Raw genomic sequence first — 20,165 nt, 5'->3', positions numbered from 1 at the left:
AAAAAGGCGCTAATCAAGTTAAGTGATTGGCGCCTTTTTAACAATAAAGCTCAGTATTTAACCTAATGATCAGTGATTTATTAGTTCCTTACCAGCCAATTCCGTAATCTTCGCCATGATTACTGGATCCTCCCCATAGACTACCATGTTTCCAATCAAAATAAATGGCATTGATCGGTCCACTGGTTCGGTCTCCGAAGCTCATGATATAACCCATTTTTTGAAGGGCTTCTCTTGTCGCAGGTGCAGTATTGCTATTGAGCAGGATCTGACCAGGTTTAGGCATACGGTCTTCTGTTTTAGTCCCTCCTAAGGAAAGCCACAATTGATTGGTATTGAAATTTGCTGCTTCTGAAGCTTGCTGCACATTCATTCCAAACTCTGCCACATTTAAGAAAAATTGCAGCAAGTTCTGATCCTGAGTATCGCCACCCTGTACCGCAGAAGCAAGAAATGGCTTTCCATCTTTTAGTGCCAATGATGGCGATAACGTTACTCTTGGTCTTTTACCAGGTGCTACCACATTAAATGGATTCAGCGCGCTGTCTAAGACAAAGCTTTGCATCCGCTGACTCATACCGATCCCTGTTTCTCCCGCAATACAGGCTGGCAGCCATCCGCCGCTTGGCGTAACCGACACTACCCAACCCTCTTTATCTGCGGCTTCAATAGAAGTCGTGCCTAAATGCAGTCTTTCCTGATACAGCTCATCCGGAGAAGTATTGAGCTTCCCAAGGTCATGTTTCGGCGCAAAATTCCTTCGTGTTGTGTCCATTTCATAACCTCTTTTTTCTAAAAGGTCTAAGTAAGGATTGGTTTTACCTTCAAAAGGATATGGATTACCAGGCCCAATGTTCGGGTTGTTTTTATCGTATTGAATCAGTTTAGCACGTGATTTTGCATAATCCTTATTCAACAGGCCTTTAATAGGCCCTTTAGGCAAGGTGGCAGGATCTCCATAATAAAAATCACGGTCAGCAAAAGAGAGGTTCATCGCCTGATATAGGGTGTGAATGTATTTAGGGCTATTATAGCCCATACCTTTCAGGTCAAAATTTTCTAGAATATTTAGGGCCTGCAACAGCACTGGACCTTGCGTCCATTGCTGTAATTTGTAGACGTCTATGCCCTTATAATTCACTTGCAATGGCTCTTCTTCTAATGGTTTCCAATTCGCAAGATCCTCCATGGTGATCAATCCGCCTTGTTCCTGAGCGCCACGCACAAATTCTTTTGCGATATCGCCTTTATAAAAACGGTCGTAGGCAGCCATCAATGCTTGCTTTCTGGTTTTTCCTTGCTTCAAAGCTTCACTTTCGGCAGCTACCATTTTCGTTAATGTAGCCAGCAAGTCTTTTTGCACGAAGATCTCCCCTGCTTCCGGAGCTTCTCTTTTCTCCCCGGGATGCGTTAGGAATACCTTTTTACTATATGGCCATTTATTGATGTGCTCTTTTCCTCTTTCGATGCTATTTGCTGCCTGCGCTTCGATTGGGTAACCGGCGGCCATTTCCATAGCTGGCGCTAACACTTCCTTTAAGCTGAGTTTGCCATAATTGACTAACATATAAATTAAACCACCAGGAGTTCCAGGTGTCGTTGCCGCTAAAGGGCCGTATTCGGGTGGAAAATTATAGCCTTTACCTTTGAAAAACTCCACGGTAGCGCCTGTTGGAGCCACACCCATCGCATTAATTGCCATTACTTTTTTCGTATTGGGATTATAGATGAGGACTTGCGTTTCGCCTCCCCAGCTCAGTGTATCCCACATGGTACAGGTGGCGGCCAGCATCGCACAAGCTGCATCCACTGCATTTCCTCCTTTTTGAAAAGTCATTGCACCTGCTGTTGCTGCTAAAGGTTTACCTGTAATTGCCAGCCAGTTGCGGCCATGCAATACTGGTTTTTGAGTTTGCTGAGCAGCTGCTGGCATAACAGCCGCTGCAGAAATGCAGAGTATAGAAAATAAGTGTTTCATATCAATGGGATCAGGTTTTAAAATTACCTATTTTCAAAAGCTACTCAAAGGAGAATATCGATATAGGTGTCACAATGTGGCTACCAGCCTATACAGCCGATGCGTTTGCATCAGGAATTATTTCTTGAGGCGCTTGTAGTTTTCTTTCTTTGCTTTCCTCAAAAAGCGAAAAAGCAGCAAGCCAATCCCGAAAGCGATAAATCCTTGTATCATTACCGTATCGGGAGTACCAATCATTTGAGAAAGATAACCGATAAGCAAACCGCCTAAGGGCTGCATTCCAAAGAAAGCCATGGCGTAAAAACTGATAACTCTACCCCTCATGGCTGGATCTACAGTGGTTTGGATGAGCGTATTGCTGATGGTAATCTGCGACATCATCCCAAAACCGGAGATGGTGGCAAAGACTAAGGCAATTGGATAATAGGTAGTATGAGAGAATAAGATCAGCCCGGCACCAAACACAAGCGTATTTGCGGCCAGGATTTTCCTTAAGTTTCTTCCGGGTTTTAAGGAAGCCAGAAAGATCGCCCCAGTAAATGCGCCTAGTCCTATCACACTATCAATTACCCCAAATGTGGATGCCGTTCCTTTAAAAATGTCCTTTGCATAAACGGGAATCAATGTGCTAAAGGGCAGCACCAATAGACTCATGAGTGCGAGCATGACCAGCACTAATGAAATGGAAGGTGTTCTTTTGATATATTGAAAACCTTCCTTTAGTTCTCCAAATACGTTTTTTGTGGAAGGTGTAACGACGAATTTAGGCAGTTTCATCATCAGTAGAGAACCGATCACGGCAATGAAACTGATGGCATTCATTCCAAAACAAATGTCTTCCCCGAACTTCTCTAGTGCCAGTCCGGCGATACCGGGACCAATCAATCTGGAAAGGTTCACCATAGAGGAGTTTAAAGCCAGGGCATTGGGCAAATCTGCTTTATCGTCTACCATTTCATAGACTAATGATTGCCTTGCTGGCACATCGAATGCGTTGATTAAGCCTAGTAATGCGCTCAAAGCGATGATTTCCCAAACAGAATAATCTTTAAAAAAAATCAGCAAAGTCATGAGTACCGCCTGGATCATAGAGGCAACCTGCGTGACAAGTAACAGCTTATACCTGTTGTAACGATCGGCAGCGACGCCGCCAATAAAAGAAAAGATAAAAGAAGGAAACAGACTGGCGAAAAGCGTTAGTCCTAACATAAAATTAGAATGCGTTTTCTCGTAAATCACCCAGCTTACAGCTGTCTTCTGCATCCATGTTCCAATAAGGGAGACGGACTGCCCAGTAAAATACAATCTATAATTACGGCTTTTAAAAGCGTTAAAGGTGCTAATGTTCATAATTTCGGAGCAGCCGGCGGATCGGAAATGGTCTAATCGGACAAGGCTAAATTCCGTACAGAAATTGAGCCAAAAAACAGTTAGTCATCCATTTGTTATTCAAAAAACAACAACCATTTGGTTTAAGGAACAGCGCTGTTTCAATTGAGGGCACCGCCTTGACTGCAGAGCTCTGATTACAAAAAAGAAAACCTCCTGAAGCAATCAGGAGGTTTTCAAATTATATCGGGAATACTTTACAGTGCTTTTATTTACACTGTGCCGTTTCTATTGCTTGTCAATGTCAACAGGCTCATTGTCTAATCCGATCACTTTATAGCTGACATTGCTGCCATCTACTAGTTTTTCATAATAAACACCATCCGGACTTACATAGTAAGTTGCTCCTTTGATCAGTACTTCTCTGGAATCCTGAGGCAGTTGAACTACTATATCTCCAATTTGAGGCATAGGGTTTACAGAAACCTCTTTCCCATCTGTATTCAATACGCCATCTTTACCCGCAACCACAAATACCTGTTTTCCATCTGCATTCTGGGTAGATGAATAGTAAACGCCTTTACTCTCGTAATAAGTTTGTCCATTAATCACCACTTCTTTTGCATCAGTTGGAAGTGTAGGAACTTCTGCACCTACCGGAGGAACTACCACTTTATACTCATTGTCGTATTGTTTATAAAACAAGCCATCAGAGAAATAAAAGCGGTCAGAACCATAGTAAAATGGGTAATAACCGAAAGGCAGGATATTAATACTTAAACCAAGATATGGCCTGTAATAGTTGTAATAACTATAGTGAGGTCTGTAATATGGTCTATAATGAGGCCTGTAATTCGGGCGGTAATTTGGCCTATATACGCTTCCAGGGCGGTAACCAGGTCTGTATGGCCTGTCGCCAATTGACGGCCTGTTCCCTCCTGAAGGCCTATTACCAGCTGAAGGTCTGCTTATAGAAGGCCTGCTGCCTCCTGATGAAGGACGGCCAACTGATGGTCTGGATGCACCGCCTCCACCACCTGATGGCCTCTCGCCTCTTTGGGCAAGAACATCAGTTGTAGTGATTCCGCTTGTTAATAAAACGACTCCTGCAATGACGAACGATTTAAACCATACACTTTTCATATCTTTTCAATTTTTAGTAGTATGACTTCATCATCATGAAAAGGATTATTCCATGTACAAAGATATTAAAAAGCTGACCTACAGATGATAAAACTGCTTTATTTTTAGTATTTTGATGAAACTTGAATCTTTTCCCTATGCCGATCCTTTGGAAATATTTTAAAGAACAAAAATGGTGGGTGCTGCTGGCGCTTTTCCTGGCAGCAATTGCGCAATTGCTGAGCCTGACTGACCCGATTATTTTTGGAAAAATAATAGATGAATATGCGACTAATCCGGGCAACAAAACTCAGTCTGAGCTAGTCAATGGTGTATTATACTGGCTAAGTATCGCGATAGCAGTGGCTATAGCAGCAAGAATCGCAAAGGCTTTTCAGGAATACTATACGCGATTGGCGGTACAGCAATTTGGCATGCAGATTTTCAATGATGGCATCCGGCAAACTCTGCGACTCTCTTTTCAGGAATTTGAAGAGAGTCATAGTGGCGAAACCCTTTCCATCCTTCAAAAGGTAAAAACCGATACGGAGCGTTTTGTCAATTCCTTTATCAACATTCTCTTTTCTTCTGTTGTGGGAATGGGTTTTCTAGTATGGTATTCCATTACCAAGAACTGGATGCTGGTACCCGTCTTCCTCATCGGAATATTAGTACTAGGTTCTCTTACCGGCTTATTGAGTAAAAAGATAAAAATAGTACAGCGTTCTATCAATAGGGAAACCAATAAGATGGCGGGTGTAATTACGGAGTCCCTCAGAAATATAGAGCTGGTCAAAAGCCTTGGACTCACCTTCCCTGAAATTCGCAGGTTAAAAATCCAGACGCAGAAAATCTACGACCTGGAGATGACCAAGACCAGGCGGGTAAGAACGCTTTCTTTTCTACAAGGAACCACGCTAAATGTGCTCAAACAGTCTATTCTATTCATTTTGCTCTGGCTGATTTTCCGCAATAAGCTGAGTACAGGGGAGCTGATCACCATGCAATTTATCTCTACCTCTATCTTCGGGCCATTACAGGATCTTGGAAACATCATCCTCAGTTATCGGGAGGTAGAAGCTTCGGTACATAGTTTTGATCAATTGATGCATAAGCCGGTAGAGCGCAAGCCGGAATCTCCAAAACAAACAGGCCCTTTGCAAAACCTTTCTTTTGATCAGGTCGTCTTTCGTCATAAAACGGCTCAGACGAATGCCATCGATGACATTTCTTTTCATGTCAATACCGGAGAAACGATCGCTTTTGTTGGGCCATCTGGCTCTGGGAAATCAACGCTGGTGAAACTGCTGGTTGGTTTGTACCGGCCGGTTTCCGGAGCGATTTTATTCAACGGCATTCCTTCCACGGAGATCCGATACAATGAACTTCGGCGACAAATCGGCTTTGTGACTCAGGACACGCAGCTTTTCGCAGGCACCATAAAAGAAAATCTGTTATTTGTTAAAGGAGACGCTACAGAGGAAGAGCTGCTGCTGGCATTGGATAAGGCTTCCTGCACCAATCTTCTGGCAAAATCTGAAAAAGGAATGGATACCTTATTGGGGGAAGGCGGACTCAAACTGTCAGGAGGTGAAAAACAGAGGATCTCCATTGCACGTGCCTTATTGAGAAACCCGAGATTACTTATTTTCGATGAAGCGACATCCGCATTGGATTCCTTAACTGAAGAAGAAATTACCTCTACCATCCGCGATCTTTCTATGAGCAGAGAACGGATCACGGTAGTGATTGCCCACCGATTGTCGACCATTATGCATGCCGATGTGATCTACGTTTTAGAAAAAGGTAAGATCTCCGAAGCTGGTTCTCATGCAGAACTGCTGGAACAAAAAGGACTATATTATGCCATGTGGCGACAACAAGTTGGCGAAAGAAAGTGATATTTTTATATTTTTGTCCATGATACACGCTAATTTACTGCTGATCCTCGCCTTGTTTTTTGCAATGGCACTTCTTTATTTGTTGAGCCAACGCTGGAAAATCTCCTATCCTATTTTTCTTGTAATCGGAGGATTAGGCATCAGTTTTATACCCGGTATACCTGCAATTAGCATCAATCCAGATATTGTTTTCCTTATCTTTTTACCGCCATTACTTTTTGAAGCAGCCTGGTATACCTCCTGGAACGACTTCTGGAAATGGAAAAGGTCCATCATGCTATTGGGTTTTGGATTGGTATTGATCACTTCGCTGGCGATTGCGTACTTTTCAGTAAGCATCATTCCTGGCTTTACATTGGCCTTAGGCTTTTTACTGGGAGGTATCATCTCCCCACCGGATGCGGTAGCGGCGACCTCTGTATTAAAGGGTGTAAACATGCCAAGACGTGGTTTAACAATGTTAGAAGGCGAAAGTCTGGTGAACGACGCGGCCTCTTTAACCGTATTCAGATTCGCATTGGCCTCTATCCTAACTGGTCAATTTGTTTTCCAGAAAGCAGCAACAGACTTTATAGTATTGGCCGTAATGGGTGTATTTGTTGGTCTGGTAATCGCACATATACTATATCTTGTATTGAGATATTGGGCCAAATCATCCAGCATTACTACACCAATTACCTTAATCGCTCCTTATCTGATGTATATTGTAGCAGAGGAATTCCATTGGTCAGGTGTTTTAGCTGTGGTTAGCGGCGGTCTGTTTCTCTCTTTCCGCTCCAACGATTTCTTAAATTACCACACTAGAATACAGACAAAAGAAGTATGGGCAACCGTAGGTTTCCTTTTGAATGGTTTTGTTTTTATCCTGATCGGATTGGAATTACCTGTAATTGTAGCCGCCTTAGACGGTTATTCAATTAAAGAAGCGATTCATTACGGATTGATCATTAGCGCAATCGTGATCATTGCAAGAATTATTCTGGTTTATGTGGTTGCCTTCCTACCCAGGTTCTTGAGCCCGAAAATCCGTGCATCGGAATCAAGCCCTGGCTTAAAGCTTCCATTTATTATTGGCTGGGCAGGAATGCGTGGGGTGGTTTCATTGGCTTCTGCATTAGCCATACCTTTAACTTTAGCCAATGGAGATGCTTTTCCTCATAGAAACCTGATCTTATTCATCACTTTTATTGTGATCCTGGTGACCCTGGTATTTCAAGGGCTAACCCTTCCCATTTTCCTACGTTTGCTTAAAATAGAAGAAACCGATGACCATGTCCCTTTTGATCAGCAAAAAGAAGCCATCAGGTTACAGCTGGCTAAAGAATCCGTGACTTTCCTAAACAGCAAGTACCACCAGGAGATGAAGGAATATGAAACTATTGCGAGAATCAAAGAGCAGCTGGAACGTAGTATCCAGGCAACGGAACAGACTTTAAGCGAGCAAAAAGAACAAGTGGCCTCTGTTAGAAAATTATATGGGAAAATCATGCTTGATTTGATTGCCATGAGAAGAATGGAACTCAATAAATTGCGCGCAACTAAGCAATATGATGATGAGGTGATCCGCGATCTGGAAAGTAGTCTGGATTTGGAAGAAGCGCGTTTATATAAGCAATGAGAGCGATAGCCCTATATTTAGGTCTATTTATGCTAACAGAAACATCGATGATGCACAAATTGTTCAGAAAATTCTGCGCTTTTTAAATACTAGGTTTCAAGTTTGACAATCAATATTTTATAATAAAAAGCAGAATAAAACCAATGTTTTTTGGTAACATTTAAGCTACTTTATGTTTGTTTTCATGAAGTGATTAAAGAGTTTGGCATCATTTTTACAGGTTACCAGGTGTAAACAATATTCAAAATTATGAAAAAGATATTTTCAGTAGCGGCATTGGCGATTTTATTATCAGCATGTTCAAATAATGCCAAAGAGGAAGCGATAATCAAACAACAAGCGATTGTTGCTGTAAAAGATAGTCTGAGATTGGATAGTTTCAAAAAAGCAGACGCTCTTGAAAAAGAGAAACTTGCTAAATTAAAAGATGAAGAGATTCAAAAAGACCGCATAAGAGAAGAAAAAAGAACGCTGCTATTAGCAGAGCGTAATGATGCGGCAGAAAGAAGATCTTCTTCTTCGTCATCATCAAACACAGTAGCTACCCCTGCTAAGAAAAAAGGTTGGAGTCAGGCGGCTAAAGGTGCTGCAATTGGTGCAGGTGCCGGAGCAATTGGTGGTATTTTGGTAGATAAGAACAATGCCAGAGGTGCTATTATCGGTGGTGTTGTTGGTGCCGGAACGGGTTATGTGATCGGTAGAGGTCAGGATAGAAAATCTGGTAGAGTACAACCTAAAAACTAATATTTCAGCTATACAGGTATAAGACTTATTCGTGTGATCCATTAGTAAGTTGCAAAAAGGAAGGACGTTTAATAGCGTCCTTCCTTTTTTGTATTCCATCTATCACTAACTTTATCTTTTTGCCAGTGATTTAATCACAGCCATTACATCTTCTTCTCCCAGGCCCTCCTGCTGTGCCTGCTGGAAAGTGTGGTACAAAGGATCAATTAAAGGGGCATCTAATCCAGCATCTTTAGCCAGGCCCAGATCCTTCACTAAATGTTTCAATGCGAAAGCAGCTGGATAATCTTCATTTAAAATCGAAGATGTTTTAAGCTTTGTGATGCCGTTTCCGCAGGCTCCTTCATTGATTATCGTCAGCATATCGGTTTTACTAACGCCATTCTTTTCCGCAAAAAGTACGGTTTCTGCTAATCCCTGCAAGTTCAAACCCAACAGGTAATTGACCGCCAGTTTTGCAGAGCTGCCCACTCCTGCTCCCCCAACATGTACAGAAAGTTTGCCCAAAGCTTCAAAAGCAGGCTTCGCTTTTTCATAGGCTGACGTTTCTCCGCCTACTAAGATAATCAGCGTACCATCCTGTGCAGGTTTAACACTGCCAGATACTGGTGCCTCCAGAAAATCAATATGGTTCTTTTTGCAAAGTTCCGATAAATATCTGGAGGTATCAGGTGAAACAGTACTCATATCAATGATCATTTTACCAGTTCCAGGATTTGTCAGCAAGCCTTTTTCTCCTTCAAATACCGTTTTAACTGCTTCGTCATTGGACAGCATCGTAAATACAACATCACAATTCTCCAATAATGTTTGCGGATCTGTAGCAGTACTGGCACCATTAGCGATCAATTCTGCTTCTTTTTGTTTCGTACGGTTGAAAACAACCACTTCAAACCCAGCCTTTAGTAAGTTCTTTACCATTGGGGTTCCCATATTTCCAAGACCTATCCAGCCTAATTTTAATCTACTCATGAGGTATGCTCGTTATCATTAAATGGCCTAAATTAAGAAATTCAATGGTTTGGTTTAACCTTGGAAGGTAAGATAGCTTAAATTACTCTTGGTTGTAATCGAAATTCACCATCCACTGAATGCCAAATTGATCAGTCAGCATTCCGAAATATGCACCCCAGAATGCTTTTTCCAGCGGCATCACGATATTGGCACCTGGAGAAAGTGCATTAAAAAGTTGTTCAGCTTCTGCTTCACTGTCCGCATTGATACTAATTGAAAAGTTATCACCAACATTCAGCTTCTGCCCCATTGATTCAAGGACATCAGTCCCCATTATCGTATTGCCTTTTCCGATCGACAAAGAAACATGCATAATTTTCTCTTTGTCTTCCGCAGACATGTTATCACCATGTGGTACGTCTTTAAAACGCTGCAAGACAGAAAATTCTCCGCCAAATACAGATTTATAAAAGTTAAAGGCCTCTTCAGTAGTGCCCAGGAAATTCAAATAAGGATTAATAGTTGCCATGGTTATGTTTTTAGGGTTGCACTGATTTTGTTCAGCACATAAATATATTCAGTTAATTGTACAATTCAAATCTAGCGGTTTTAAGGCCGGCTAAAGATGGCTGGACAAGACAATAACAGGGGGTAATCACGACAAAGCCCTGGTCCCTCCCATTATCTGTAAAATGTAATTTTGGGAGAAAATCTGTTAAAAGTTAGGGCTTCAATTTTAAAGTTGTATTTTTGATGCAACTTTAATAATTCATATGCTTAGTACTACAGAAATAGGCTTAATCAAAGCCACAGTCCCAATTTTAAGAGAACACGGTTTATTGCTGACCCAACATTTTTATAAAAGAATGTTCCAGCACAACCCGGAATTGAGGAACACCTTTAACATGGGAAATCAACAAAATGGCACACAGCAAACCGCATTGGCACTTGCCGTTCTTGCTTATGCGGAAAACATTGAAACCCCTGGTGTACTCCTACCCGTATTGCAAAGAATTGGCGATAAGCACACCAGTTTACAGATTACTGCAGAGCAATATGACATTGTGGGCAATCACTTGCTGGCTTCTATCGGAGAAGTTCTTGGCGAGGCAGCTACAGCGGAGTTGATTACAGCCTGGGCGAAAGCTTACGCACAGCTGGCCGACTTAATGATCAATCTTGAAAAGTCGATCTACTTACAAAAGGCAGCTGCAGATGGCGCCTGGACTGGCTGGAGAAAGTTCATCCTTGATAAAAAGGTACAGGAATCATCGGAAATCACCTCTTTTTATTTGCGTCCGGAAGATGGACTAGAGGTTGCTAAACACCAGCCAGGTCAATATTTAAGCATCAAAGTTTTCATCCCGGCTTTAGGGATCTACCAGCCACGTCAGTACAGCATCTCTTCCGCTCCAAACGCTGATTACTATAGAATTTCAGTAAAAAGAGCGCCTGGAGATGAAAACAAAGAAAACGGAACGGTATCCAACTTCCTGCACGATCAATTACAGGAAGGTCAATTGATCGAAGCCACTACACCTGCAGGCGATTTTGTGGTCAACACAGCGCAGCGTACTCCATTAGTGCTTTTAAGCGGTGGTGTAGGCCAAACGCCATTTATTTCTATGATGGACTTCCTGACGCAATCAGCGCAGCAGCGCCAGGTAAAATGGGCACACGCCTGTCGTTCGGAAAGCGTTCATGCCTTCCGCGAACAAGTGAATGCATGGCAGGCGAAACACGATTGGTTTGAACATATTGTCTTTTATGAGAATTCAGAAAAAGTTTCTAAAGATCAGCACTCATCAAACGACAGCCGCACAGGAAGATTGGATGTTGCTGAAATCAGTGAAATGCTCCTGATACCTGATGCAGAATACTATCTTTGCGGACCCAAGCCATTTATTGAAAAAACAATGAAAGATCTGTCTGCCTTAGGCGTGGATGCTAAAAAGTTCTTCTTTGAAGAATTTGGCCCGCAAACCATTCAAATGAATTAATTGATAAATCAATGAAACTGAACCAATTTACAGATTATGGATTGAGAATCCTGATGTATATGAGTCGCAAGCCAGCGGAATTGCCGGCAACGACCATTACTGAACTGGCTGATCAGTTCGGAATCTCCAGAAACCACTTGGTTAAAGTGGTTCAGTTTCTTTCTAATCAAAACATTATAGCTGCACAGCGAGGCAGAGGCGGTGGTTTACGCCTGTTCGATTCTTCGGAAACCTATCGGATTGGAAAGCTGGTGCGCCTGCTGGAACAAGATGAAGAATTGATCAACTGTGAGAGTCCGCGCTGTATCCTTGCCGGAGACTGCGGTTTAAAAAACATATTAAACGGCGCACAAGATGCACTTTATCAATACCTTGACCAATATACACTTGATGATATCAGCAAGCCTGCCGTTAGCACAGCGCTTCAACGCTTATTTAGTCATCCTCCCGGCCAGGAAGTCTAATTCATTGGCCAGGAATAGATAATGCGACTATTATTTAACTTAACTTCCAGTCTGGACGTTCAAAATGGCAGGTATAGCCATACGGAACCTTTTGTAAATAGTTCTGATGGTCCTCTTCAGCATTCCAGAAATCAGTTTCAGGTACAATTTCCGTCACAAATTTACCTGGCCATTTACCAGAGGCTTCCAGTTCTGCGATTAAAGATTTGGCAGTTTCCTGCTGCTGCTCATCCACATAAAAGATCGCAGAGCGATAAGAGGTGCCAATATCATTTCCTTGTCTATTTTTTGTGGTCGGGTCGTGAATCTGAAAGAAATACTCCAGAAGACCGCGATAACTGAGCACTACAGGATCAAATACAATCTCTATTCCTTCGGCATGTGTTCCATGATTGCGGTAGGTAGCATTCGGAACATCTCCTCCGGTATAGCCTACAACTGTCGAAATCACACCTGGATGGTGGCGAAATAGTTCTTCTACTCCCCAAAAGCAACCGCCTGCTAGAATGGCTTTTTCAGTATTCATATCGTTTTTCTTTTAATAAGCTAAAGGTATCAAATTTTCAAATACCTGATTCAGTTGTAAAGGACTGAAATCTTCGGCTATTTATTGTTAATCTACTATCATTTTTGAACGATTAGTTGTTAAGATAATTCTTTCTAAATACATTTATAAGCTTTCCAAATTTTTAACGCCCAGGCTTCGTTTAAAGAGCCGCTTATTCAGACCTATGCTAAACATTTACACCGCCACAACGAATGATTTTCCGGTGATTCAAAAGATCGCCAACAAGACCTGGCCAGCAACATTTGGGGCCATCTTATCTCCAGAACAAATCAGCTATATGCTGGAAATGATGTACAGCACAGCAGCTTTAACGGAGCAGGTGACAAAAAAAGGACATCATTTTTTATTGGTCAAAGACGAGACGAATGACTTAGGATATGCCTCTTATGAACTGAATTATAAAGGCTTATCAAAAACAAAGATCCACAAAATCTATTTACTTCCAGAAGCTCAGGGTAAAGGTGTTGGGAAATTACTGATGAAAACCATCACAGCAATTGCAAAAGACAACCAGAATACTGCCTTATCGCTGAATGTAAACCGCGACAATTCTGCCTTCCAGTTTTACAAAAACGTGGGCTTTGAACAAGTCGGAGAAGAGAATATCGACATTGGCGATGGCTTCTTAATGGAAGATTATATCATGGAAAAACAATTAGCATAACCCCTATCCCTGTTGGAATATTTCAAAAAACTCCTTGAGTTATTAAAGATTGAACGCGAGGAAGACTTAAGGTCTTACCTCCAATTGACTGCATCTTCTTCCGTAGCTACCCGTAGAGCAAACGGATTGTCCTGGTATCCTATCGCCATCAGGGGCTCAGAAATGAGTCGTGGCGACTATTTAACGGTAGAAGTTGAACGGACCACACATCAAGAGCTTGCGCATCAGCTTCGTTTTGGCGCTTCGGCGGTATTGTTCTCTAATCATGATCCTAAAGATCGTGTGGAGGGCACCATTACCCACCAAAGCGGCAACCGCTTAAAGATTACTTTAAAGACGGATGAATTGCCAGACTGGACGCGTGATGGCAAACTCGGCATCGATGTATTGTTCGACAACAACAGCTATGATGAGATGCGAAATGCCTTGAAACAAGCTTCTTCGGCATTAGATAAATCTGACGACAGTCGCCTGATCAAGATACTGACCGGTCAGGCCAGTCCGACTTTTTCTAATCAGACTCCGCATTATACCATTCCAAAATTAAACCCGGTACAGCAGCAGGCAGTTGATAAAATCCTTTCTGCTCAGGAACTGGCCATTGTTCATGGGCCTCCGGGAACAGGAAAAACGACTACTTTGGTACAGGCAATAAAGGCATTGATCAAACAGGATCACCAGCAAATTCTCGTTGTTGCGCCGAGTAATACTGCGGTGGACCTCCTCACTGAGAAATTGGATGAGGAAGATTTAAACGTACTGCGCATTGGAAATCCAGCCAGGGTATCAGAAAGACTGCAGTCTTTAACACTCGATGGCAGGTTGTCGGAACACGACAGCATGAAACAAATCAGAGCATTAAAGAAACAGGCCAATGAGTATAAAAACATGGCCCATAAGTACAAGCGGAATTTCGGCCGTGCGGAAAAGGAACAGCGCCAGGCACTCTTTGATGAGGCACATAAGATCATGAAAGAAGTGGGCAATACCGAGCAGTACATGATCGATGATTTGCTCAGTAAAGCGCAGGTAGTGACCGCTACGCTCGTTGGCGCCAACCATTATACGGTCCGCGGACTAAAATTTCATACGGTAGTGATTGACGAAGCCGGGCAAGCTTTAGAGCCTGCCTGCTGGATTCCGATCCTGAAAGCACAGAAAGTGATCTTTGCTGGTGACCATTGCCAGCTTTCTCCAACGATAAAGTCGAATGAAGCGGCAAAAGCAGGCTTAAGTACTACTTTATTAGAGAAGACGACTGCGCTGCACCCGGAAGCAGTTACGCTCTTGGAAGAGCAATACCGTATGAATGAAACCATTATGAGTTATTCCTCTCAGGTATTTTATGAGAACAAATTGAAGGCTCATGATACAGTAGCGAAACACGTACTGTTTTCGGAAGAAGCACCATTGGCTTTCGTCGATACGGCAGGCTGTGGCTTTGAAGAGAAATCTGAAGGCACAAGTACGACCAATCCAGAGGAAGCTGCGTTCTTGTTTAAACACCTGACACAGCTGGTGGCAATGCTTGGCAGCCATTATAGCCAGGAAAATTTTCCTACCATCGCAGTGATCTCGCCTTATAAACAGCAGATCCTACTGATGAAGGAATTGATGCTGCATTCGCCGGAATTAATGGTTTATGCCGATAAAATCACGGTAAATACCATTGATAGTTTCCAGGGTCAGGAACGTGATCTGGTTTATATCAGCATGACCAGGAGTAATAATGAAGGCAGTATAGGTTTCCTTTCGGACATCCGAAGGATGAATGTAGCCATGACCAGAGCCAGGAAAAAACTCGTGGTTATTGGCGACAGTGCTACCCTATCCCGCCTTCCATTTTACTCAGATTTCATCAGCTATGCGGAATCCGTAAACGCTTATCAAAGCGCTTGGGAATTTGCAGATCTTTAATCTTTTTTCATAGTACCGTTTTCGCGCAGTCGGCCATAGCAGGCAAACGCTTCCTCTAAAAGATGAGGCGTTTGTCCACCGCGCAGACAAGCTCTTTCAAAATAGTCCAGCAGTTCAGCCTTATAATCAGGATGTGCACAGTGCTCAATCACTACTTTAGCACGCTGTCTGGGCGCCAAACCGCGTAAATCTGCCAGTCCTTGCTCTGTGACAATGACATCCACGTCATGCTCCGTATGGTCAACATGGGAAACCATAGGAACAATCCGTGAAATCGTGTTTGATTTTGCTGCTGATTGTGTGACAAACACACTCAAATATGCATTACGGGCGAAATCCCCGGAGCCTCCGATGCCGTTCATCATGTTTGTTCCGGCCACATGCGTAGAGTTTACATTGCCATATATATCACATTCCAGCGCCGTGTTTATCGTGATGATTCCCAGCCTGCGAATCACTTCTGCAGCATTGCTGATTTCTTGTGGGCGCAGGACGATCTTATCTTTATATTGTTCGAAATTGTTGAATATCTTTTGATAGTATGCTTCGGAAACGGTGATCGATGATCCGGAAGCAAAAGTCATTTTTCCAGCGTCCAGTAAATCGAATGTACTGTCTTGTAAAACCTCGGAATACATGGTCAGGTTTTCAAAGTCGCCTTCCATAAAACCAAGCAGTACTGCATTGGCTACCTTACCAATACCAGCTTGCAATGGAAGTAATGATTTAGTCAGATGACCTTTCTTTACTTCTGCTGAAAAGAAACTGACCAGGTGTTTTGCTATTGCTTTAGTGGCCTCATCCGGCGGCGCAATTTCTGCCGGACTATCCGTTTTATTAGTGATCACCACTCCTATGATCTTTTTAGGATCGATGTAAATCGAAGAACGCCCCACACGATCAGCAGCAGTTACGATTGGGATCTCACATCGGTTCGGGTAGTCTCCTGCAGAAAAGATATCGTGCAAGCCGCAAACAGAAAAAGGAACAGCGGTATTAACCTCAATAATCACCTGATTTGCCAATGCAGCAAAAGATGCCGAATTACCTACAGATGTGGTCGGTATGATACTACCATCCGCTTCAATTCTACACGCTTCCAGTACTGCAATATCTATTTTAGGGAAATGGTTTGATTTCAAAAGTGTAACGGTTTCTCCCAAATGCTGGTCGATAAACAGGACTTCACCGTTGTTAATTGCCTTTCGCAAAACGGGGTCTACCTGGAAAGGAAGACGTAAAGACAGTGCGTCGGCATCGGCTAAAGCACCATCTGTGCCATGGCCAAGAGAAGCACCTGTCATGAGTGTGATTTTAAGCGGCTCGCACTTTGCGCGTTCCGCAACTGCGGCCAATACAGCTTTACTGTCGCCGGCCTTGGTAAATCCACTGGAAGCCACCACCATCTTGTCTTTAAAGAGTTGTGCGGCTTCTTCTGAGGTCATTATTTTGGAAATTAATTCCTCCCTCAGTATTCTATCTGCGTACATACATTTGGTTTAAAACACAAATCTATCCGCATTAATCAGGCAAAAGGTATCCTTTCCGGTCAATTACATATCTTATTATGCCAGCATAGTATCCAAGCCTAAAACCCCTTTCATCTTCACATATTCCGAGGGTCTAACGCCCAGTGTTTTATAAAAAGTAGTACTGAAAGTAGGAATACTGTTATAGCCGACCATGGATGCGACTTCTTTTACCGACATTTTATCTTCGAGCAGCAGCTGAACCGCCAGCATCATTCTCTGAATGCTCAGGTATTGAATGAATGACATCCCCACATCCCCTTGAAAAAGACGCGAGAGGCTTCTTTCACTCAGTCCGAATTTACTGGCTAATGCAGGGAATACTATGGCCTCGGATAAGTTTTCTCCCATATAATGAATGACAGCAGTCAGGCGTTTATCCTTTGCATAAGGCAAGGCCAATGGCAATTTGTACAGGCTCACCTCTGGCAATATCGCCTTTAATGCCAATGCAAAGCGATAAGAACTCAGTGCTGTCTCGTCAATGTCTCCGCTCCATCTGTTGCTGAAAATGATCATTTGCAGCAGTAAATCGTTGACTGGATAAATCCCTTTTTGTTTATAAAAAGGGTGTTCATCTGCTTCTTCAGGGAAATAAAGATTTCTCATCGTCACATCTGCCGAACTGGGATGGATGCTATGGATCACGCCGGGTGGAATCCACATATAATGTCTGGCAGGCAAGAAATAGGTCTTTTGCTCCGTACTCACATGAACCACGCCGCCCTCAGTGTATAGAAACTGTCCTTTCTCATGCTGGTGCGCAGAAATGTCCTGCTCGCCCATCAGATCATGCATACAATAGATCGTATGAGGGAGTTTATCTACCTCTGTTAAATAGTAATCTTTATGAATATTAGCCATGGCTGAAATGAATAAACATTTGACCAACAAAGATAATCAAGCCAACTGGAATGGTTGCAACTTTGTAATGAAAAATCTACACAATGAAAAAGCTCCCCCTTATCGCAAGGGAATCATTAAATGCCTTGAGCAGTCCGCCTAGAAGACTGTTCGGTACACTATTATTAACCGGGATCATGACCTTCCCTGTTCAAGCACAACAAGTTTTAACACTGTCACAAGCCCTCAGTCTGGCCGCCGAACACAACAAAACCGTACAGAAATCCAGGATCCAGCAGCACATTACGGAGGAAGAAAAGAAAGAAAAAGAAGAAATGAGGATTCCAGAAGTGGATTTCCATGCATCTTATGCCAGAATCACAGATTTAACGGAGTACAAAAGCGGATTAAGCGGCAAAATGGTGACTGCCACCATCCCAGAAATGGCTGACGTAACCTCTTCCGCGAGAATGCCTATTTATGCTGGCGGACAAATCAAATACAGCATCAGGAAAGCTAAGCAACAACAGGAAATCAGTAGGCTAAACGTTCAGAAAACGGTAAATGATATACAAATTGAGGTGGTAGCGACCTATCTAGGGGTATTTAAGCTGATGGAACTGCAGAAACTGATTTTGGAAAACATCAAGGAGGAAGAAGATCGTTTAAAAGAAGTCAGAGCCTTTAAAGCACACGGAACAGTAACGGGCAATGAAGTATTGAGGGCAGAATTACAGCTTTCAGATATGCAATTGCGTCTTTTATCCAACCAAAGAAACATTGCTATTGGTCTCCATGATTTACAAACCCTGCTGGAATTACCTGAAGAAGGAAAGTTATCATTAGATACTAATGGACTACTCGGTAATAAGTTAACGCTTTATAATTACCAGGATTATCTGGCTTCTGTTTTTCAAAAGGAAGAAATGGGGATTGCTAAACAGCAGGAAGCCATCCGTCAGACGGAACAGCGCCTTGCGAAAAGCAATTATTATCCTAAACTCAATTTGTTTGGTTCTTATGGCTATAACTACCCCAATTATATGTTCTTTCCGCCAAGAGACAACGGCTATACTTTGGGAAAGATTGGAATAGAGCTCAATTTCAGCCTTTCTAATTTGTATAAAAATAAGACTAAAATGAAGCTGGCAGCGCAAAGAATGGAGGAAGAAAAAGTTAACACGGACCTTCTTGGCAACCAAATCCGTGATGAGGTTTTTAAACAATACACCAGGTATCAGGAAATCATGGATCAGCTTCCAGTTACGGAGAAAGCAAAAAGACAAGCTACTGAAAACTATAGAATCATCAAGTTGAAGTATTTGAATCAACTGGCATTGGTAACCGATATTCTGGATGCCGATAATGCCTTGCTTCAGGCAAAATACAATGTCGTATCTACCAGAATCGACGCTTTAATGAAACATTACGAGCTGCGTTATGCAGCAGGACAATTATAAATCAACCCTCTTAGTCTACAATGAACACAGCAAAAGCGCCTGCACCGCATGGCCCATTCCACACTTTTTTTACCATTATTGCGAGCATAATCGCTGCAGGAGGCCTGATCATGGGCATCTGGTTTTTCATCTTTTACAATAACAATGAGGAGACAAATGATGCGCAGATTGATCAATATGTGACTCCAGTAGTGACGCGTATTACCGGTTATGTGCAGGAAGTAAAATACGTAGAAAATCAATTTGTACACAAGGGTGATACTTTAATCGTCATCGACAACAGAGAATATCAATCACATTTAGACCTGGCTTTGTCGGAAATTGAAAACGCGAAAGAGAGTATTGGCGTACTGCAAAGAAACGTAGCCACTACAAGAAGTAATACTGCGGTTCAGCAATCTCAGCTGGATGCGGCAAAATCTCAGGTATGGAAGGCGGAAGAAGAATATAAACGCTACAATGCGCTGTTGAAAGAAGATGCAGCGACCCAGCAACAGGTGGAAACCATGAAATCAAATTACGATTCAGCAAAGGCTCATTACGAAGAAATTTTGCACGCACTGCAGTCTACCGCATTGAGTACTTCCGAAGCTTCGTCGAAAGTACCAGTAGCAAAAACTGTCATCGGCGGGAAGAAAGCAGCAGTAGATAACGCCGCGCTATACCTCTCCTACACCATATTAACGGCTCCTTACGATGGATGGGTGGGCAAAAAAACCATTCAACCCGGACAGCTGGTCAAAGAAGGACAAACGCTGGTTTCGGTAGTGAGCCAGGAGAAGTGGATTACAGCAAATTATAAAGAAACACAGGTAGGAAGGATTACGATTGGCCAAAAGGTCACTTTTAAAGCAGATGCCAGCGGCAATCAGGTATTTAATGGGATTGTAGAATCGTTCTCTCCGGCAAGTGGTGCAAGGTTTTCAATGCTTCCTCCCGACAATGCCACTGGAAATTTTGTGAAAATCGAACAGCGAATTCCAATACGCATAAAACTGACCGACCCTGTAAAGGAAACTGAGTTTTTAAGAGCAGGGATGAATGTGATAGTTGTTGCTAACCATCAGAAATAAC

17 protein-coding genes are annotated in these 20,165 nt (G+C 42.6%); 9 read left to right on the top strand and 8 right to left on the bottom strand.

Going from position 1 to position 20,165, the window contains the following annotated elements; translation table 11 throughout:
• Nucleotides 1-88 precede the first annotated feature (88 nt).
• The 3 genes from AQ505_RS13590 to AQ505_RS13580 form a co-directional block, all read right to left on the bottom strand.
• On the bottom strand, nucleotides 89-1,978 hold the full coding sequence (locus AQ505_RS13590; RefSeq protein ID WP_062548679.1) for a gamma-glutamyltransferase family protein: 1,890 nt from the start codon (nucleotides 1,976-1,978) through the stop codon (nucleotides 89-91).
• A gap of 117 nt (nucleotides 1,979-2,095) precedes the next feature.
• On the bottom strand, nucleotides 2,096-3,328 hold the full coding sequence (locus AQ505_RS13585; protein ID WP_062548678.1) for an MFS transporter: 1,233 nt from the start codon (nucleotides 3,326-3,328) through the stop codon (nucleotides 2,096-2,098).
• 267 nt (nucleotides 3,329-3,595) lie between these two features.
• Nucleotides 3,596-4,450 (bottom strand): DUF6515 family protein, encoded by an 855-nt coding sequence (locus AQ505_RS13580; protein ID WP_062548677.1) that lies wholly within the window; start codon nucleotides 4,448-4,450, stop codon nucleotides 3,596-3,598.
• Between the two features lie 137 nt (nucleotides 4,451-4,587).
• Between AQ505_RS13580 and AQ505_RS13575 the strand changes: the two genes are divergently transcribed.
• The 3 genes from AQ505_RS13575 to AQ505_RS13565 all read left to right on the top strand — a co-directional run bounded on the left by AQ505_RS13575 (nucleotide 4,588) and on the right by AQ505_RS13565 (nucleotide 8,692).
• On the top strand, nucleotides 4,588-6,330 hold the full coding sequence (locus AQ505_RS13575; protein ID WP_062548676.1) for an ABC transporter ATP-binding protein: 1,743 nt from the start codon (nucleotides 4,588-4,590) through the stop codon (nucleotides 6,328-6,330).
• A 19-nt stretch (nucleotides 6,331-6,349) separates the two neighbouring features.
• Nucleotides 6,350-7,948, top strand: a complete 1,599-nt coding sequence (locus tag AQ505_RS13570; RefSeq protein ID WP_062548675.1) for a Na+/H+ antiporter — start codon at nucleotides 6,350-6,352, stop codon at nucleotides 7,946-7,948.
• Between the two features lie 249 nt (nucleotides 7,949-8,197).
• A complete protein-coding gene (locus AQ505_RS13565; RefSeq protein ID WP_062548674.1) occupies nucleotides 8,198-8,692 on the top strand; it encodes a YMGG-like glycine zipper-containing protein in 495 nt (164 codons plus the stop codon).
• A 111-nt stretch (nucleotides 8,693-8,803) separates the two neighbouring features.
• Here AQ505_RS13565 and AQ505_RS13560 read toward each other — a convergent pair whose 3' ends face one another.
• Together AQ505_RS13560 and AQ505_RS13555 are read right to left on the bottom strand one after the other, a co-directional pair.
• Nucleotides 8,804-9,664 (bottom strand): NAD(P)-dependent oxidoreductase, encoded by an 861-nt coding sequence (locus tag AQ505_RS13560; RefSeq protein ID WP_062548673.1) that lies wholly within the window; start codon nucleotides 9,662-9,664, stop codon nucleotides 8,804-8,806.
• 82 nt (nucleotides 9,665-9,746) lie between these two features.
• Complete coding sequence (locus tag AQ505_RS13555; RefSeq protein ID WP_062548672.1) at nucleotides 9,747-10,175, bottom strand: VOC family protein; 429 nt, start codon at nucleotides 10,173-10,175, stop codon at nucleotides 9,747-9,749.
• Nucleotides 10,176-10,419: 244 nt separating this feature from the next.
• Between AQ505_RS13555 and hmpA the strand changes: the two genes are divergently transcribed.
• Together hmpA and AQ505_RS13545 are read left to right on the top strand one after the other, a co-directional pair.
• On the top strand, nucleotides 10,420-11,646 hold the full coding sequence (gene hmpA, locus AQ505_RS13550; RefSeq protein WP_062548671.1) for an NO-inducible flavohemoprotein: 1,227 nt from the start codon (nucleotides 10,420-10,422) through the stop codon (nucleotides 11,644-11,646).
• Between the two features lie 11 nt (nucleotides 11,647-11,657).
• Complete coding sequence (locus AQ505_RS13545) at nucleotides 11,658-12,110, top strand: RrF2 family transcriptional regulator (RefSeq protein WP_062548670.1); 453 nt, start codon at nucleotides 11,658-11,660, stop codon at nucleotides 12,108-12,110.
• Between the two features lie 34 nt (nucleotides 12,111-12,144).
• Here AQ505_RS13545 and msrA read toward each other — a convergent pair whose 3' ends face one another.
• Entirely contained in the window at nucleotides 12,145-12,636 is a 492-nt protein-coding gene (msrA, locus tag AQ505_RS13540; RefSeq protein WP_062548669.1) for a peptide-methionine (S)-S-oxide reductase MsrA, read from the bottom strand.
• A 205-nt stretch (nucleotides 12,637-12,841) separates the two neighbouring features.
• Here msrA and AQ505_RS13535 point away from each other — a divergent pair, with 205 nt between their 5' ends.
• Together AQ505_RS13535 and AQ505_RS13530 are read left to right on the top strand one after the other, a co-directional pair.
• Nucleotides 12,842-13,342 (top strand): GNAT family N-acetyltransferase, encoded by a 501-nt coding sequence (locus tag AQ505_RS13535; protein ID WP_062548668.1) that lies wholly within the window; start codon nucleotides 12,842-12,844, stop codon nucleotides 13,340-13,342.
• A gap of 12 nt (nucleotides 13,343-13,354) precedes the next feature.
• Nucleotides 13,355-15,259, top strand: coding sequence for an AAA domain-containing protein (locus tag AQ505_RS13530; protein WP_062548667.1), 1,905 nt, complete (start codon nucleotides 13,355-13,357; stop codon nucleotides 15,257-15,259).
• Here AQ505_RS13530 and AQ505_RS13525 read toward each other — a convergent pair.
• Together AQ505_RS13525 and AQ505_RS13520 are read right to left on the bottom strand one after the other, a co-directional pair.
• On the bottom strand, nucleotides 15,256-16,704 hold the full coding sequence (locus AQ505_RS13525) for a succinate CoA transferase (RefSeq protein ID WP_231634867.1): 1,449 nt from the start codon (nucleotides 16,702-16,704) through the stop codon (nucleotides 15,256-15,258). The genes AQ505_RS13530 and AQ505_RS13525 overlap by 4 nt on opposite strands.
• Nucleotides 16,705-16,824: 120 nt before the next feature.
• Nucleotides 16,825-17,652, bottom strand: coding sequence for an AraC family transcriptional regulator (locus AQ505_RS13520; protein WP_062548665.1), 828 nt, complete (start codon nucleotides 17,650-17,652; stop codon nucleotides 16,825-16,827).
• Between the two features lie 83 nt (nucleotides 17,653-17,735).
• On the opposite strand from AQ505_RS13520, the gene AQ505_RS13515 reads away from it, so the two are divergent.
• Both AQ505_RS13515 and AQ505_RS13510 read left to right on the top strand, forming a co-directional pair.
• On the top strand, nucleotides 17,736-19,091 hold the full coding sequence (locus tag AQ505_RS13515) for a TolC family protein (RefSeq protein ID WP_062548664.1): 1,356 nt from the start codon (nucleotides 17,736-17,738) through the stop codon (nucleotides 19,089-19,091).
• A 20-nt stretch (nucleotides 19,092-19,111) separates the two neighbouring features.
• Nucleotides 19,112-20,164 (top strand): HlyD family secretion protein, encoded by a 1,053-nt coding sequence (locus tag AQ505_RS13510; RefSeq protein ID WP_062548663.1) that lies wholly within the window; start codon nucleotides 19,112-19,114, stop codon nucleotides 20,162-20,164.
• The last annotated feature ends 1 nt before the right edge of the window (nucleotide 20,165 follow it).

This window comes from Pedobacter sp. PACM 27299, assembly GCF_001412655.1.
Taxonomy (GTDB): Bacteria; Bacteroidota; Bacteroidia; order Sphingobacteriales; family Sphingobacteriaceae; genus Pedobacter.
This window is presented reverse-complemented; position numbering and strand designations above follow the sequence as displayed.